The sequence below is a fragment of the Actinomyces oris genome (assembly GCF_001929375.1).
Lineage (GTDB): Bacteria > Actinomycetota > Actinomycetes > Actinomycetales > Actinomycetaceae > Actinomyces > Actinomyces oris_B.
Genome location: NZ_MSGO01000015.1, coordinates 21684 through 37288 on the forward strand (window position 1 = coordinate 21684; position 15605 = coordinate 37288).

Annotated in this window: 11 protein-coding genes; 3 read left to right on the top strand and 8 right to left on the bottom strand. The window is 72.4% G+C overall.

Features of this window, described 5'->3' with window-relative positions:
- Positions 1-207: 207 nt before the first annotated feature.
- The 6 genes from BKH32_RS04590 to BKH32_RS14305 form a co-directional block, all read right to left on the bottom strand.
- Positions 208-1806 carry a sensor histidine kinase gene (locus tag BKH32_RS04590; RefSeq protein ID WP_075248846.1) on the bottom strand — a complete coding sequence of 533 codons (1599 nt, stop codon included), beginning with the start codon at positions 1804-1806 and terminating at the stop codon, positions 208-210.
- Positions 1806-2543 (bottom strand): response regulator transcription factor, encoded by a 738-nt coding sequence (locus BKH32_RS04595; RefSeq protein WP_075248847.1) that lies wholly within the window; start codon positions 2541-2543, stop codon positions 1806-1808. The genes BKH32_RS04590 and BKH32_RS04595 overlap by 1 nt, the downstream gene beginning before the upstream one ends.
- Positions 2544-2794: 251 nt before the next feature.
- The gene (locus tag BKH32_RS04600; RefSeq protein ID WP_075248848.1) at positions 2795-3397 is read right to left on the bottom strand and encodes an NYN domain-containing protein; all 603 of its coding nucleotides are present in this window, start codon (positions 3395-3397) and stop codon (positions 2795-2797) included.
- A gap of 359 nt (positions 3398-3756) precedes the next feature.
- Entirely contained in the window at positions 3757-4602 is an 846-nt protein-coding gene (locus tag BKH32_RS04605; protein ID WP_075248849.1) for a PspA/IM30 family protein, read from the bottom strand.
- 220 nt (positions 4603-4822) lie between these two features.
- A complete protein-coding gene (locus BKH32_RS13185; protein ID WP_256690880.1) occupies positions 4823-6724 on the bottom strand; it encodes a TPM domain-containing protein in 1902 nt (633 codons plus the stop codon).
- A 65-nt stretch (positions 6725-6789) separates the two neighbouring features.
- Positions 6790-7008 (bottom strand): hypothetical protein, encoded by a 219-nt coding sequence (locus BKH32_RS14305; protein ID WP_256690860.1) that lies wholly within the window; start codon positions 7006-7008, stop codon positions 6790-6792.
- Between the two features lie 112 nt (positions 7009-7120).
- Between BKH32_RS14305 and BKH32_RS04620 the strand changes: the two genes are divergently transcribed.
- Positions 7121-8029 (top strand): type 1 glutamine amidotransferase, encoded by a 909-nt coding sequence (locus BKH32_RS04620; RefSeq protein ID WP_070658469.1) that lies wholly within the window; start codon positions 7121-7123, stop codon positions 8027-8029.
- 61 nt (positions 8030-8090) lie between these two features.
- Here BKH32_RS04620 and BKH32_RS04625 read toward each other — a convergent pair whose 3' ends face one another.
- Positions 8091-9785, bottom strand: a complete 1695-nt coding sequence (locus BKH32_RS04625; protein ID WP_075248850.1) for a DNA repair helicase XPB — start codon at positions 9783-9785, stop codon at positions 8091-8093.
- 484 nt (positions 9786-10269) lie between these two features.
- Between BKH32_RS04625 and BKH32_RS04630 the strand changes: the two genes are divergently transcribed.
- Positions 10270-12822 (top strand): helicase-associated domain-containing protein, encoded by a 2553-nt coding sequence (locus BKH32_RS04630; RefSeq protein WP_256690863.1) that lies wholly within the window; start codon positions 10270-10272, stop codon positions 12820-12822.
- A 153-nt stretch (positions 12823-12975) separates the two neighbouring features.
- Positions 12976-14706, top strand: coding sequence for a DUF3027 domain-containing protein (locus BKH32_RS04635; RefSeq protein WP_075248852.1), 1731 nt, complete (start codon positions 12976-12978; stop codon positions 14704-14706).
- A 24-nt stretch (positions 14707-14730) separates the two neighbouring features.
- Here BKH32_RS04635 and BKH32_RS04640 read toward each other — a convergent pair whose 3' ends face one another.
- Positions 14731-15567 carry a uracil-DNA glycosylase gene (locus BKH32_RS04640; protein ID WP_075248853.1) on the bottom strand — a complete coding sequence of 279 codons (837 nt, stop codon included), beginning with the start codon at positions 15565-15567 and terminating at the stop codon, positions 14731-14733.
- Positions 15568-15605: the final 38 nt, after the last annotated feature.

Below are 15605 nucleotides of genomic sequence, written 5' to 3' on the forward strand. Positions count from 1 at the left end.
AAGCACTCCCGGAGGATCGTTGGAATTCCACGGTTCGCCTTCGGCTCGTGGCGTCGGAGCAGTGTTGATGTCAGCACCATGGACACCCACGCCCACCAGACCTCGCCCATCAGCCTGCCGTCGCCTTCAGGACAACCGCCCTGCCCCAGCGCTCCACCCAAGAGCACGCCTCAGACGTGAACAGACACGGCAGAAGCGCGGAGGGGACTACCAGGCCGGTGCGGGCGGCAGCTCGATGTGGACGGTGGCGCCGCCGCCGGGGGTCTGGAGCATCTGGACCGTGCCCTTGTGAGCGGCCACGATCCCCAGCACGATCGCCAGCCCCAGCCCGGAACCTCCAGTCTCCCGGTTGCGGGAGGTGTCCGAGCGGTAGAAGCGCTGGAAGACCTTCTCGGCCGCCTCCGGTGGCACGCCATGGCCGTGGTCGCGGACCTCGACGACGACGACCGGCTGCGCCGTCGGGTTGGCACGCGGGGGCGCCATACCGATGGCGATCTCCACTGGCGTCCCGGAGGGGGTGTGGCGCACCACGTTGCCCAGCAGGTTGGTGAGGATCTGGGAGAGGCGGTCGCGGTCGCCGATGACCTGGAGCGAGGGGGCCTCCTTGCCTGCGGCCTCGTCGCGGGGGTCGAGGGGGATGAGGCCGCAGTCGCGCTCGGGGGCCAGTACCATCATGTCGCTCAGGGCCCCGGCGGCCAGACTGGTGAGGTTGACCGGCTCCATCGACATCTCCCGGCCCTCGTCGATCCGGGCCAGCTGGAGGAGATCGTCGACGAGACGCCCCATCCGGTTGGACTCGGTCTCGATGCGTCCCATGACCTCGCCGGTCTTGTTCGCGGGTACCCCGCCCATCCGGTAGAGCTCGCCGTAGCCGCGGATGGCGGCCAGGGGGGTGCGCAGCTCGTGGGAGGCGTCGGAGACGAATCGCGTCATCCGCTCCTGGGCAACGACCTGGGCGGCGAAGGAGCTCTCGTTCTGGGTGAGCATCGTGTTGATCGCCCGCTGCAGCGAGCCGACCTCCGTGGTGCGCGGCTCGGTCACCAGGATGCGGGCAGACAGGTCGCCGTGGGCGATCCGGGCGGCCACGCTCTCGATCTGGCGCAGCGAGCGGAACGAGCGGTGAACCAGGTAGGTGGCGAAGATGGCGCCCACCGAGATGATCGAGACGTCGGCCAGCGCCACCACGAGGCGGGTGCGCTCGACGGTTTCCATGACGTCGCTCAGCGGGAGGGCCAGGGCCACGGCGCCGGTGTACTCGCCGGTGTTCTGGTCCCGGATGAGCAGGGTGATCATCCGCCACTGGTGGCCGGGCTGATCGGAGTTGACCGTCGTGATCGGGAAGTCGTTCTTGTCCGCGTGGGCCAGGGCGCGCCGGTAGTCCAGGCCCTTGAGCTGGGGCCGGCCGTACGTGGCGGCGGTGTCCGGGGAGATCCACTCCCCGTTGCGGCTGGGGTCGAGGTACTCGGCCTTGACGTAGTAGTTCGAGGGGAAGGTGGTGCTGCTGGTCCCTCCCTCGCGGATCTGGGCCAGTCCCTGGCTTCCGATGGCCACCGAGGTGGTGCGCAGCTGGCTGTCGATCTGGCCCATCATGTGGCTGTAGAGCAGCGAGGTCACCACGAAGGAGACGACGATGAGCCCGATGGCCAGCAGGCCGGTGGTCATGAGGGTCAGGCGCGTGCGCAGCGGCATCGCCTGCCAGGGCCGCTGAATCGCGGTGATCGGGTGCCATCGGCCCCGTTTGATCGGGCGGTGCTGCTTACCGGACGACTTGGCCGGGCGCGTGCTCCCCCCACGCGCCGCCGCCATCACTCGGCCTTGGGTTCGCGGAGCATATAACCGACTCCGCGACGAGTCTGGATGAGTGGGGTGACGGGCTGGCCGTCAGCGCCCTGGATCTGGTCCACCTTGCGGCGCAGGTAGGAGATGTAGGACTCCACGATCGCGGCGTCGCCGTTCCAGTCGTACTCCCAGACGTGGTCGAGGATCTGGGCCTTGGACACGACGCGCCCGGCGTTGAGCATGAGGTAGCGCAGGAGCTTGAACTCGGTGGGGGACAGATCCACCTCGACCTCGGCGCGGTACACCTCGTGGGCGTCCTCGTCCAGGACCAGGTCGGCCACGCGCACGACGCCGTCGTCCTGGCTCTCAATGGCGTGGGTGCGGCGCAGGATGGCACGGATGCGGGCGATGACCTCCTCCAGCCCGAAGGGCTTGGTGACGTAGTCGTCGCCGCCGACGGTCAGGCCCTGGACCTTGTCCGCCATGTCGTCGCGGGCGGTCAGGAAGAGGATCGGGGTGGTCACGTCACGCTCGCGCAGGCGCCGTGCCACGGTGAAGCCGTCCATGTCGGGCAGCATGACATCGAGGACCACCAGGTCGGGGGATGTCTTCTCCACCGTCTTCAGTGCGCCGTTGCCGTCGCCTGCGATCGAGACCTCGAAGCCTGCGAAGCGCAGGGACGAGGCCAACAGGTCGCGGATGTTGGGTTCATCGTCAACGACAAGGAGGTGAGCTTCGGTGCGGGACTGCTGGGAACGCTCCATGAGTCTCACCATCCCTTCAGTTTCTGGTCGTTTCCTGGACGATTTCCGAATGGTCGCTGTTGATAGGTCAAGTGGTTAGTGTGACCTCACGCCAATTGTAGGGCCAGGAAGTCTTGGAAATCCCACAAAATGGGGGACTGTGTGGTTGCTGCTTGAACAGAGGTGAGCGCCGGCGACTCCTGGGTGAGTCGGGCTGTGACATGAGGCGGGGCGACGACGTCTGTCGCCGCCCCGCCGTCGGGTCAGAGGAATCAGAGGAAGGCGAGAGGGTCGAAGTCCTCCAGCGGGATGATGCACACGCGCGGCAGCGGGATGGTGAAGGCCTTGACGTCGCTCTCCAGGTCGTAGATCGTCAGGCCCTCGCCCTCCAGAGCGGCCAGCTGGGCGTTGAGGAACTCGCGGAAGCACAGGATCCCCACCCTGGCGCCGGCCTGCAGGAGCCGCTCGATGTGGGGGATGTAGTCGCCGTCGTGGCTGCCCAGCAGGACGTGTGCCTCCTGGCCGGACTCGACCCGCTCGGCCAGCGCCGCCAGGGTGCGCTGAATACCGATGTCGACGACCTTCTCATCGTTGCTTCCGGACCCGGCCAGCGGCACGGGGCGGTAGTCCATGGCCAGCAGGGCCTGGATGAAGCTCATGGGCATATGGCCGCTGGTGGCGTTGAGGAAGAACAGGGCACGGGCCTCGTTCCCCTCACCCTCGGCGGCGCCGGCGGATGACAGCTCATCGCAGTATGCGAGGACTCGGTCCCAACGGGGCCGCTCCTCGGGTTCGGGACGCCGTCCCAGCACGCTCATGCCGAGAGTGGCGTCAATGTTCTCGCCATCGACGAGAAGATAAGTCGGTACGCTCATGAGGCTCATGCTACCGGTCGTGGCGTCCAGTAGCCTCCGGCGACGCTCGAAGACACTGCACCGAATATCGGCCTTCTTTGCTGACGACGCTATCGGGTGCGGTTTGCGCGGGCGGGGACAGAATCAACCCGGTGGGGACGATCGACGCCGTCGGGTGCGGAAATCCCGTCCCCGAAGGCGTGAGACGTCCCCCGGCTGGAGTGGAGTGTCCCCGGGCGCGTGGAACGTCCCCGGCCGGGGCCCGCGTCGGCGGGCGTCGAGGGGCGCGAAACCGCCCGGTGCTCATCGGGACGGTGAGCACCGGGCGGCCTGCGTGGCTGAGGCGCCTGGGTGGCGCGGCGAGGTCAGCTCAGCTCAGATCAGTAGGAGGAGGTCTCCTCGCCGGCCGGCTGACCCTGGTTCTTCAGGGCGGCGAAGGCGGCGTTGATCGCGTCGTCACCGTCGGTGATCTGGGCGGGGGCCTGCTGCTGGGCGCCCGGAAGGGCCGGGTTCTGCCCGGATTTCAGGGCCGCCAGGCGGGCCTCGGCCTCCAGGCTGGCCCCGGAGGCCTCGAGCTCGGCGAACTGGGACTCCAGGGAGGAGCCGGCCAGCTCCATCTGCCCGGCGGCCTGGGCCTCGACCCGACGCACCTGGTCCTCGTAGCGCGACAGCTCGCTGGTGGGGTCCAGGACGTTGATGGAGCGGATGGCGCCCTGTACCTTGACCTGGGCCTCGGCGGTCTTCTGACGGGCGATGAGCTGGTCGCGCTTGGAGCGCAGCTCGCCGAGCTTGACCTCCATCTGCTGCAGGCCGGTCTTGAGCTGCTCGACGACCTGACGCTGGGAGGTGATCATCGGCTCGGCGGCCTTGGCCTCGTTCTCCGCCGTGATCTGCTTGGTCAGCGCGATCTTGGCCAGCGAGTCCCACTTGTCCGCGCCGGCCGTGTCGCCGCCGGAGCGCAGCTGGTCGGCCTTGCGGGAGGCGGCCAGGGCCTTGTTGCCCCAGTCCTTGGCCTCGGCGACGTCGGCATCGTGGTCCTTCTCCGCCAGACGCAGGTTGCCGATCGTCTGGGCGACGGCGTCACGGGCCTCGGCGATGGACGCCGTGTAGTCCCGCACCAGCTGGTTGAGCATCTTCTCCGGGTCCTCGGCGCGGTCCAGGAGCGCGTTGATGTTGGCGCGGGTGAGCTGGGCGATGCGCCCCAGGATCGACTGCTTCTCAGCCATGGTTGTTCGTCCTTCCGTCGAGCTGCGACGTCGGTGTGGGCAGGTTGTGGGCAGGTATGGACCCGGCGCTCGCCGGGTGGTCGCCAGGTGGTGGCCGGTGGGCCAGGCGGATCAGGCGTCATGATCGCAGGTCCCGGCGCTCGGCGTCATGCGGGCGGGGGTCGCATCGCTCAGGGCATGACCGGAGTGCGACCGGGGCCGGACGCCGGCAGGACGCGGCTCAGAAGTCGCCGCCGCCGTCGAAGAAGCCGCCGCCCCCACCCGAGAAGTCCCCACCGCCGGAGAAGAAGCCGCCGCCTCCGCCCCAGTCGCTGTCGTGGTGGTGGGAGCTCCAGCCGCCGTAGCTGTGGCCGCCGCCCAGCAGCAGCCCGCCCAGCAGGAGCGAACCCAGGTCGAGCCCGCCGCCTGAGCGGCCGTAACCGCGGGAGTAGGAGTAGCGCTCACCGGAGTTCGGGCTCCACGAGCTCGACGACCCGCGCACGTCGGCCTCGGCCAGGGCCTGGGCCTGGGCCACGAGCGGCTCGGCCGCCGCGACCTCCGCCAGGGCGGCCACCGGGTCGGTGGTCTGGACGGTGGTGGCGGCCGTGGCGTGACGGGCGGCCTCACTGAGTGCGGTGCGCGCCGAGGGGCCCACCGCCCCGCGATAGGTGGTGATGTAGGAGGTCACGGACTCCACCTGGGAGTTGAGGCGCGCCAGGCGCGAGCCCAGGGAGGCCCGAGCACGCGAGTCGTTCTCCTCGCGCTCGCGGGCCGGGGCCAGGGCGGCGTCGATGGCGGCCTCGGCCCGGGCCAGGTGGTCCAGGGCGGCCAGGGGGTCGCCGCTCGGGTTGGCGCCACTGGCCTGACGGCCTTCGGCGACGGCGGCCTCGGCGTCGGCCACGAGCGGGGCCAGGGTCGCCGCCGGCACCGCGCCCTCCAGGCGCTTGGCGTCCACCAGGTCCGAGGAGATCGAGGCGATGGCCGCCTCCAGATCCTTCGCCGCGCTCTGAAGGCGCTCGCGGGCCCCGGTGACCTGTGCGGCCAGTTGACCGGCCTGGGCGATGGAGCCCTGGGCGATGCGGACCTGCTCGACGGCCGTCGCCTCCTGGGAGGCCTCGACGCTGGCGCGGGCCTGGTCCAGGGCGGTGCGCCCGGCGGCCAGCAGGCGGCGGGCCTGCTCGGGGGCCTGGGCCACGCTGGTCAGGGAGGAGGCGGGGTAGGCAGCACTGAGCGTCACCAGGATCGTCTCGGCCATGACGATGGTCTGCTCGGTCTCGTCGGCCCGCTGGGCGGTCTCGGCGATCGACGTCGGCAGGTTCGCCTCGATGCCGCGCCGCTTGTTGAAGGCCTCCTCCTGGGCGTGGATCTCACCGACCGCCTCCGAGCAGTGCTGGAGGATCTCGGTGTACATCTGGCGCTGCTGCGGCTCGGTCTCGGGGATGTCGTCGTCGAGGATCTTGCGCAGCTCGAAGCACCGCGACAGGTGCTTGCGGGCGCCGTCCAGGGCGGCGGTGAAGGAGTCCGTGGCGGACAGGCCGAACTGCGCCTGCGCGTAGGACAGCTCCTCGGCGGCGGCGCGCACCGTGTCATCGGCCTGGACCAGGGCGCTGCCGGCCTGCGTGCGCAGCTGCTCCACCGTCATCGCCGCGGGGCCTGCGGGCCGGCTCCCGGGTGCACCGCCCTGATTCCTGCGCTTGCCGAACAGCATGTCGTCGTTCTCCTTGTTCTTCCTGCGCTTGTACACCGTCCAGGCGGCGGCCCCGCCGGCCGCGACCGCGCCCCCACCCAGCAGGAGCGGAAGCGCCGAGGAGCCTGATCCGCTGGAGCTGCCCGAGCCCGATGAGCCGGACATGTTGTCCGGGATGGCGGCCACGGCGTCGTCGTAGCTGCCTGCGCTGAGCCGCTTCTTGATGGCTGAGTCGATGCGCTTGTAGTCGGACTCGGAGAACTTCGAGGAGTTGTCGTGCGCCTGCAGCTTGTAGCTGTTCGAGGTTGAGCCGTCGGAGGGGATGTTGATGACCAGCAGCATGTCATCGCGCCCCAGCTTCGTGTCCTTGAAGGCCTGCGCGGCGATGGCGGAGGCCTTCTGGCTGGAGTCGGAGACGGTCAGCACCCACAGGCCGACGCCGTACTTGGCGGACATGGTGTCCACGGCCTGCTGGGCCTTGGAGGCATCCAGGATCCCGATCTCATCGGTGACGTGCTGGGTCAGGGTGGTCGACGCCGCCGGAAGGGCCCGGGGGCGCCCGCCGAGGCGGCCGAGGTCTGCGCGGAGGAGGTGAGGGCCAGGGGAGCGGAGCCGGCCGTTGTCGGCGCCGCCGCGGCGCTGGCCGAGAGCCCCAGGAGCCCCAGGACTGCCGCCGTCGCGACGCCGGAGAGGGCCATCTGGTGCCAAGGACGGGGGAGTGGGGGCTGCTGGTTCTTCATCGGGGATATCGTCCCCGCCGAGTAAGGGTGTGAGCAAGTCGGTTCACCTCAGACGGCACGCCTGCGCCTGTCACCGCGCGCAGGCAACCGGAGCACCGGCAGAATGGCACCCATGACAGACACGCTCACGATCACCGTCATCGAGCCCGAGGAGCTCGCGCCCGTGGGGCGCCTGGGGGAGTGGCTCTTCGCCGAGGGCGCCTCGCTGCGCATGGTGCGTCCCTGGCGGGGCGAACCCATTCCCACCCTGGACGAGATCGGCGACGGACTCGTCGTGCTGGGCGGCTCCATGAGCGCCCACGACGAGGGCGACCACCCCTGGCTGGCGGACCTGCGTGAGCTGCTGCGCGGCGTCGTCGCCGACGACGTCCCCGCCATCGCCATCTGCCTGGGCGCCCAGGTGGCCGCCGAGGCCCTCGGAGGCTCCACGGCCGTGCCAGCACTGGGCAACGACGAAGTCGGCGTCGTCGAGCTGACCATCACGGCCGCCGGCGAGAGCGACCCGATCTTCGGGGCCGTGGCCGCCGAGGCCATCCGCGCCGCCCACCGCGCCGGAATCCCCACCTCCGACGGCACGCGCCTGCCCGTCATCGTCTCCCACCACGACGCCGTCACCCACCTGCCCGAGGCCGCCACCCTGCTGGCCTCCTCCGACCGCTCCCCGGTCCACACCTGGCGGGCCGGCCGGCTCCTGGCCTTCCAGCACCACCCCGAGTCCGACCCGGCGCGCGTGGCCTACTGGCGCACCCGCGACGCCCTCAACGACCTGGCCGGCACCATGGACGCGGCCTCACTCCAGGCCGCCCGCGACGCCCTGGAGGTGGCCGCCGGCCGGAGCGCTGCGCCGGGCGCCGCCGGAACCCACGGGGCCACGGCCGCCGACCTGCCCGAGGCGGCCGCGAGCGCCGGGGCCGCTGCCCGCGAGGATGCCGAGAGGGTCGACCCCGCCATCCAGGCCTTCGGCCGCAGCCTGGCCCGCGTCCTCGTGCGCAACGTGCGCGCCCGCCGCCTGTCGCGCTGACCACCTGCCCGCCGGCCGGCCCGGCTCGTCCGTCTGCGCCTCGTTCGCCGTCAAGCCGGGCTCAGCTGTTCCCGGTGAGGTCCTCGGCGTCGATGATGGCGTAGGCGTAGCCCTGCTCGGCCAGGAAGCGCTGCCGGTGGGCGGCGTACTCCTGGTCGGCGGTGTCGCGGGCGACGACCGTGTAGAAGTGGGCCTGGCGGCCGTCCTCCTTGGGGCGCACGATCCGGCCGAGGCGCTGGGCCTCCTCCTGGCGCGAGCCGAAGGAGCCCGAGACCTGGACCGCCACGCTCGCCCCGGGCAGGTCGATGGAGAAGTTCGCGACCTTGGAGACCACGAGCGTGCGGATCTCCCCGCAGCGGAAGGCGTCGTAGAGTCGCTGGCGCTCGCGCACCGTCGTCGAGCCCGTGATGACGGGGGCGTCCAGGTGCTCGGCGATCTCGGTGAGCTGATCCACATACTGGCCGATGACCAGGGCCGACTCGCCCTCATGGCGGGCCAGGAGGGCGTCAATGATCGGCAGCTTGCGTGGTGAGCAGGCGGCCAAGCGGTAGCGCTCCTCGGGCTCGGCGGTCGCGTAGGCCATGCGCTCGCCGGCGTCGAGCGTCAAGCGCACCTCGGTGCAGATCGCCGGGGCGATCCAGCCCTGGTTCTCCAGGTCCTTCCAAGGGGCGTCGTAGCGCTTGGGGCCGATGAGGCTGAAGACCTCGTCCTCGCGGCCGTCCTCGCGCACGAGGGTCGCCGTCAGGCCCAGGCGGCGGCGCGCCTGCAGGTCCGCGGTCATGCGGAAGATCGGGGCGGGCAGGAGGTGGACCTCGTCGTAGACGATGAGCCCCCAGTCGTGGGAGTCCAGCAGATCCAGGTGCGGGTAGACGCCCTTGCGGCGAGTGGTGAGCACCTGGTAGGTGGCGATCGTGACGGGGCGGACCTCCTTGCGCGAGCCGGAGTACTCGCCGATCTCCTCCTCGGTCAGGGTGGTGAAGCGGATGAGCTCCTCCTTCCACTGACGCGCCGAGACCGCGTTGGTGACCAGGATGAGCGTCGTCGTCGAGCTCTTGGCCATGGCGGCGGCGCCCACGAGGGTCTTGCCGGCCCCGCACGGCAGGACGACCACGCCCGAGCCTCCCGCCCAGAAGCTCTCCACCGCCTCGCACTGGTAGGGGCGCAGCTGGAAGGTGCCGGGGGAGTCGGTCAGGGTGATGGGGTGGGCCTCGCCGTCGACGTAGCCGGCCAGGTCCTCGGCCGGCCAGCCCAGCTTGATGAGCACCTGCTTGAGGTGCCCGCGTTCGGAGGGGTGGACGATGACGTCGGCCTCCCCGAGCCGGGTCCCCAGCAGGCCCTTGGTGCGCTTGGAACGCATGACCTCCTCCAGGACCGGCACGTCGGTGGCGTGCAGGACCAGGCCGTGGGCGGGGTCGGTGAGCAGCTGGAGGCGGCCGTAGCGGCTCATCGTCTCGGCGATCTCGGTGAGCAGTGCGTGCGGCACCGGGAAGCGCGAGTAGGTGATGAGGGTGTGGACGACCGTCTCCGCGTCCAGGCCCGCGGCGCGCGCGTTCCACAGGGCCAGCGGCGTGATCCGGTAGGTGTGGATGTGCTCGGGGGCGCGCTCCAGCTCGGCGAAGGCGGCGATGGAGCGGCGGGCCTGCCCGGCCTGGGGGTGGGCGACCTCCAGGAGAACGGACTTGTCGGACTGGACGATGAGCGGGCCGTCGGGGGCCGACGGTGCCAAGGACGCAGGATCGCTGGGCGTGGCGGACATGGGCGGGAGTATCCCAAGCCGGGGCAGCGCGCCGCCGTGACGGAGGAGACGTTCCTCTTCCAGCGGGAGGGGCGGCTTCCAGCGGGAGGAGCGGTCCGGCCGGCCTCATGCCCGGGCGCGCGTGCAGCTGACAGCGCTCAACCAACAGTGACGACACATCCATTCGCGTCATGACCGGGCGCGCGCGGCGGACGGGCCGGAGCCCGGGCTCCCGCAGCGGGGCGCGAGCCGCCGGGACCGGGCCCGAGCCCCGGGCCAGGCCTGCGGGGCGCCGGAAGCGGTGAAATCTGTGGGGTCGTGTCCAAATCTGCAGCAAAGGATCGCGGCGGACTTAAGCCTGTGAAAGAAAACCGCATGATTCCGCGGTTCGCGTTGCTGGCCTCAGGGGCGGTCGGGCCCCTTTGTCACCGATTTGGACACCGACGTCCTTCATCCCCGCTACCCGCTCTGTCCGTGAGTGGGGCGGGGGCGTATTTTGGTGCGGATGAGCCCTTCCGCCTCCACTCAGGACCTCGCCGTGCACCTGACGGCGCTGCCGGACCGCGAGGTCGTCGCCCTGCTGGTGGCGCGCCCGGACCTGGCCGCGCCGCCGTCCTCCTCCTTCCTGGCGCTGGCGACCCGCGCGGGGGCTCCGGGCAGCATCGAGCACGCCCTGGCCGGGCTGGACGCACCGACGCTGGCCGTGGCCGAGGCGGTGGTGGCCCTCAACCGGCTCGATGAGCCGGACCAGGCCAACGGAGCCGGTCCGACTGAGGTCACCGAGGCCGCCGGGAACGGACAGGCTGACGGGGCCAGCGGGGCCGGTAGGGCCGGCGGCGAGCCCCTCGGCGATCCCGCAGGCAACCCGACCAACCCGGCCAACCCGGGCAGCCTGGACAGTGCTGACCTGGCCGGGCTGGTCGCCGCCCACCTGCCGCTGCCTGCCGAGCAGGTCACGGAGGCCCTGGGGCACCTGCGCCGGCTGGCGCTCGTCGTCGAGGGCAGGCCCGTGGCCGCGCTCGAGACCGCCTTCGGGCCACATCCCTTCGGCCTGGGGCCCTGGGCCGCCGAGCCCCTGAGTACCGAGCAGCTGCCACCCACCCTGGAGGAGCTGAGCGAAGGCCCTACCGGCGGAGGCGACGAACCGGTCGTCCCGGCGGCCTCCGTGGAGATGCTCCAGGCCCTCACCTGGGGGCCACCCGCCGGCACGTTGCGCGCGGGCGGCACCGCACCGGGGGCGGCCCCGCTCATCGAACGCGGCTGGCTGGAGCGCAGCAGCGATGCCCACGGGCGCACCCGCTTCATCCTGCCGCACCAGGTCGCCCTCGCCCTGCGCGGTGGCCGCCTGACCCGCGAGCCTCTGACCGCCCCCGAGGCCAGCGACCTGGAGACGGTGGGCGCCGACGTCCTCGCCTCCGAGTCCTCCTTCCACGCCGAGGAGTCCGTCCGGCTCGTGGCCGCCCTCCTGGAGGAGTGGGGCCGCGAGGGCGGAACGATCCGCCGCACCGGTGGAGTGAGCGCGCGCGCCCTGGCCCGCACCGCCGACGCCCTCGACCTGGAGGCCGAGGCGGCCGCCCGCATCATTGAGATCGCCGCGGGCGCCGGGCTCCTGGGGCTCGACGAGGACGGCGCCACCTGGGTGCCCTCCGCCCTGGCCGCCGGCTGGCTCACCGACAGCCTCCCCCAGCGCTGGGCACCGCTCGCCCTGGCCTGGTCGGGCAGCGCCCGCACCCCCTGGCTGACAGGCACCCGCGACGACGACGGCACCCTGCGCGCCGCCCTCGGCCCGGACCTGGAGGCCGGGTGGGCGGCGCGACTGCGCGCCCGGGTACTCGCCCTCCTGAGCGACCTCCCGCCGGGGACCAGCGCGACCCCCGCCTTCGTGCGGTCGGCCCTGACCTGGCAGAGCCCCCGGCGCACCATCCCCGGCGGGGCGATCTCCGCGGTCCTGGCCGAGGCCGAGACCCTCGGGATCACCGGCGGCGGGGCGCTGACCGAGGCCGGCAGGATCCTCGCCCGACGGGTGGCGGCGAGCCTCCACGAGCAGGCCCCGGGACTCAGCAGCGGCCCCGGCGGCGCTGGCGGCGCCAACCGCGTCGAGGAGACCGGCGACGACGCGCACGCCGAGCCGCTCTCGGATGAGGAGGCCCTCCCCGCCCTGGAGGCGGCGCTGGCCGCGGACCTGCCGGCCGCCGTCGAGACGATCCTCGTCCAGTCCGACCTCACCGCCATCGTGCCGGGCCGTCCCGCCCCCGAGCTGGCCGCGCTGCTGGAGCGCACGAGCGTCGTCGAGTCGCGCGGCGGGGCGCTCACGGTGCGCTTCACCCCTGAGTCGGTGCGCGGCGCGCTCGACGTCGGATACCGGGCCGAGGAGATCACCCAGGAGATCGGCCGCTACAGTCCCACGCCCCTGCCGGACTCGCTGAGCGTGCTCATCCAGGACGCCGCCCGCCACCACGGGGCGGTGCGGGTGCGCTCCGTGTCCGCGCTGCTGCGGGTCGGCGACGAGGCCACGGCCGCAGGCCTCCTGGCCGAACCGCGCCTGCGGGACCTCGGCCTGGATGAGGTGGCCCCCGGAATCCTTGTGGCCACGGCGAGCGCCGGGCAGGTGCTGCGCGAACTGCGCGCCACCGGGCTGGCTCCGGTGACCGAGGACGCGAGCGACCACCTGGTGGTCGGGCCGGCCACCGCGCAGCAGGCCCGCCGGGCCCCCGAGCCGACGCGCCCCGGCAGCGAGCACTCGGTGCGACGACGCAGGCCCGGAAGACGCGAGCTGACAACCCTGGTGGGGCGGCTGCGCGTGGGGCAGGAGGCGCTGCAGGCCGCCGGAGAGGCGGCTGTGGCCACCGACCCGGTGCACGCCCTGGCGGTGCTGCGCCAGGCGCAGTCCTCGCGCTCGCGGCTGCGGCTGAGCCTGGCCGGCCCCGACGGCGCCGTGCAGGAGCGGCAGGTGCGGGTCATGGCCGTGGAGCCCGGGCGGGTGCGCCTGCGCGATGTCGTGCGCGAGACCGAGCTGACCGTGGCCGTCCACCGCATCGTCTCGGTCGAGACGAGCTGACGGTTCTCTCACTCACCGACAAAAACTTCAAAAACGACGCGTATCTGTGTCGATTGTGAAGATTCGGTCGAAGTGTTGGGAGAGCGGGCCGGTGTGCCCAGGCCAACCCGCGCGGGCCGGGGCAGTTCCAGGAGCCTCCCCTACACTGGCCGAGTGACCGACACGATCGACTCTCACACCGACGCCTCAGGCGAGTCCACGACCGGGGCCGGCTCGGGCTCGCCGGCGGGCGCCGCCACCGGGGCGCGCACCTCCACGGCGACCCTGGAGCGCCCGGCTCAGGCACTGGGAGCGGCCTCGCCCTCTCCGACGCCGGCCCCTGTGCCGCGCGCCGGCGCCCTGCCGACCCCCGCTGAGCAGGCCCAGGCCGCCAAGGACAAGACCCTCACCTCCCCGGCGGCCGTCGAGCTGGCCCGCCACGCGCTGGAGGAGGTCACCGACCCCATCACCGTCGGCGAGTACGTGGCCGCCGCGCCCGACGCCGAGCGCCTCGTCACCCACCTGTTCGACTGCACCCTGAGCGGCTACCGCGGCTGGCGCTGGGCGGTCACCCTCAGCCGCGTCCCGCGCAGCCGCACCGCCACCGTCTGCGAGATGGAGCTCCTCCCGGGTGAGGAGGCCCTCCTCGCGCCCGCCTGGGTCCCGTGGGCCGAGCGACTCGAGCCCGGCGACATCACCCGCTCCGACCGCCTGCCCCGCAAGGAGACCGACGAGCGCCTCGAGCCCGGGTGGGAGGCCACCGGTGAGGACGCCGACGCCGTCGCCCTGGATGAGCTCGACCTGGGCCGCCCCCGGGTCCTGAGCGCCCAGGGCGTCGCCAGCGCCGCCGAGCGCTGGTACGGCGGCGACCACGGTCCCGACGCCGAGGGCGTCCGCAAGGCCCACGCCACCTGCTCCACCTGCGGCTTCTTCGTGCCCATGGCCGGTGCCCTGCGCGCCATCTTCGGCGTGTGCGCCAACGAGTGGGCCGCCGACGACGGCAGCGTCGTCTCCCTGGACCATGGCTGCGGCGCCCACTCCGAGACCGACCTGCCCGACCAGGGCCCGGAGTGGCCCATCAACCCCTCGCGGGTCAACGACCACCTCATGGTGCCGCTGAGCACCAACGGGCTCGACCTGCGCGAGGGCCGCAGCATCGCCGAGCTCGCTGCCGAGCAGACCGACGACGTCGATGCCGAGCCCGGCGGCGCCCCCGCCGAGGACGCGGCAGACGTGGCAGGCGCCCCCGGTCGGGGAGCCGATACGGAGTCACCGGCTCGGGACACCGGCGCCCCGGCCGATGCCGCGAAGGCCGTCGACTCCGACGCCGCCGCTGACGAAGTCTCCGACGCCCCGGACACTCAGGCCGAGGACGACGCCTCCGGTGCGGATGCCACCGCGCCCGCGGCCGAGGAGCGTCCGGTGGCGGAGCCCGGGACGAAGACCACCAAGAAGTCCGCCGCGTCCGAGCAGAGACCCGCCGCGAAGCGCTCCCGCCGCGCGGCCACCTCGACGCGCCGCCGTCGCACGGCCGACTCGCCGGAGGAAGCCTCTGAGGAACGCAGCAGCCACCTGGTGGGGCTCGACCTGGGAGAGCTCGAGAGGGCGGCCACCACGGCGTCGGCCTCATCGGGCCCAGACGCGGCGAGCGCCATCGAACCCCTCGCGGCAACCGCGGATCAGCCCTCACCGGCTCCGGCCAGCGGCGAGTCCAGTGACACGCCCAGCGAGCGGGCCGCCTCGGCCCGCGCCGCCGTCGCCGACCTGTCCCTGGCCCTGGGGATCGACGCGCCTCAGGACGACGCGGCCTCCGAGGACGCCGAGAACACCGAGACCGACGCCCCCGCGGAGCAGACGCCGCGGACCCTCGCCGAGCTCGAGGCCAACCTGCCTCACCGCTCCTGAGGCCTCGTCAGCCGCAGCCCGTCATCACGCCTCAGCGAGGCGCTTGGCGGTCGCCAGCACCTCATCGAGCATCGCCTCGGTGAGCCGACCGGTGAACGTGTTCTGCTGGCTGGGGTGGTAGCTGCCGAGCAGCGTCACCGCCCTGCCATCAGGCCTGGTCAGCTCCGCCGTCACCCCGTGGCCGAAGCGCGGCTGGGGGCGGGGGAGGACCCATCCGGCCTCCCGGGTGACCCGCAGCACCGCGCCCCATCCGATCCCGCCCAGCGCCAGCAGCACCTTGACCTCAGGCATGAGGGCGATCTCGCGGGCGAGCCACGGCGCGCAGGTGGCCCGCTCGACGGTCGTCGGCTTGTTGGCCGGCGGGGCGCAACGCACGGCGGCACCCATGCGCGCCCCGATGAGCCGCTGCCCGTCACCGGCTGCCGTCGAGGTGGGGGACGTCGCCAGGCCAGCCCGGTGGAAGGCCGCCCACAGCCAGTCCCCGGAGCGGTCCCCGGTGAACATGCGGCCGGTGCGGTTCGCCCCATTGGCCGCGGGTGCCAGTCCGACGACGTAGATGCGGGCATCCGCCGACCCGACGCTCGCCACCGGTCGCCCCCAGTACGGCTCATGGGCGAAGGAGGCGCGACGGCCGGTCCTGGCCACCTCCTCACGCCAGGCCACGAGCCGGTCGCAGGCACGGCACACCGTGATCCGGGCGTCGAGTGCGGACAGACCCGACGACGAGTCGGCCAGCCCCGCCACGTCGGTGTCCGATCGGGCCACGGGGGTGGCGGCAGTAGCGGGATCGTCGGGCCACCCGGTCCCGGGAGGGACCGGGGAATCGAAGAACGCTCCGGTGATGGGGTGCGGATCGGCCATGTCCTCATTGTGGACGCATGGAGCGGACCGTGGGCCGG

Bases quoted from the DNA above. Each gene is read 5' to 3' on its own strand.
- BKH32_RS04625 (WP_075248850.1), bottom strand. From the start codon at position 9,785: ATGTCCGCCACGCCCAGCGATCCTGCGTCCTTGGCACCGTCGGCCCCC.
- BKH32_RS04600 (WP_075248848.1), bottom strand. From the start codon at position 3,397: ATGAGCGTACCGACTTATCTTCTCGTCGATGGCGAGAACATTGACGCC.
- BKH32_RS04590 (WP_075248846.1), bottom strand. From the start codon at position 1,806: ATGGCGGCGGCGCGTGGGGGGAGCACGCGCCCGGCCAAGTCGTCCGGT.
- BKH32_RS04640 (WP_075248853.1), bottom strand. From the start codon at position 15,567: ATGGCCGATCCGCACCCCATCACCGGAGCGTTCTTCGATTCCCCGGTC.
- BKH32_RS04605 (WP_075248849.1), bottom strand. From the start codon at position 4,602: ATGGCTGAGAAGCAGTCGATCCTGGGGCGCATCGCCCAGCTCACCCGC.
- BKH32_RS04595 (WP_075248847.1), bottom strand. From the start codon at position 2,543: ATGGAGCGTTCCCAGCAGTCCCGCACCGAAGCTCACCTCCTTGTCGTT.
- BKH32_RS04630 (WP_256690863.1), top strand. From the start codon at position 10,270: ATGAGCCCTTCCGCCTCCACTCAGGACCTCGCCGTGCACCTGACGGCG.
- BKH32_RS13185 (WP_256690880.1), bottom strand. From the start codon at position 6,724: ATGTCCGCCAAGTACGGCGTCGGCCTGTGGGTGCTGACCGTCTCCGAC.
- BKH32_RS04620 (WP_070658469.1), top strand. From the start codon at position 7,121: ATGACAGACACGCTCACGATCACCGTCATCGAGCCCGAGGAGCTCGCG.
- BKH32_RS14305 (WP_256690860.1), bottom strand. From the start codon at position 7,008: ATGAAGAACCAGCAGCCCCCACTCCCCCGTCCTTGGCACCAGATGGCC.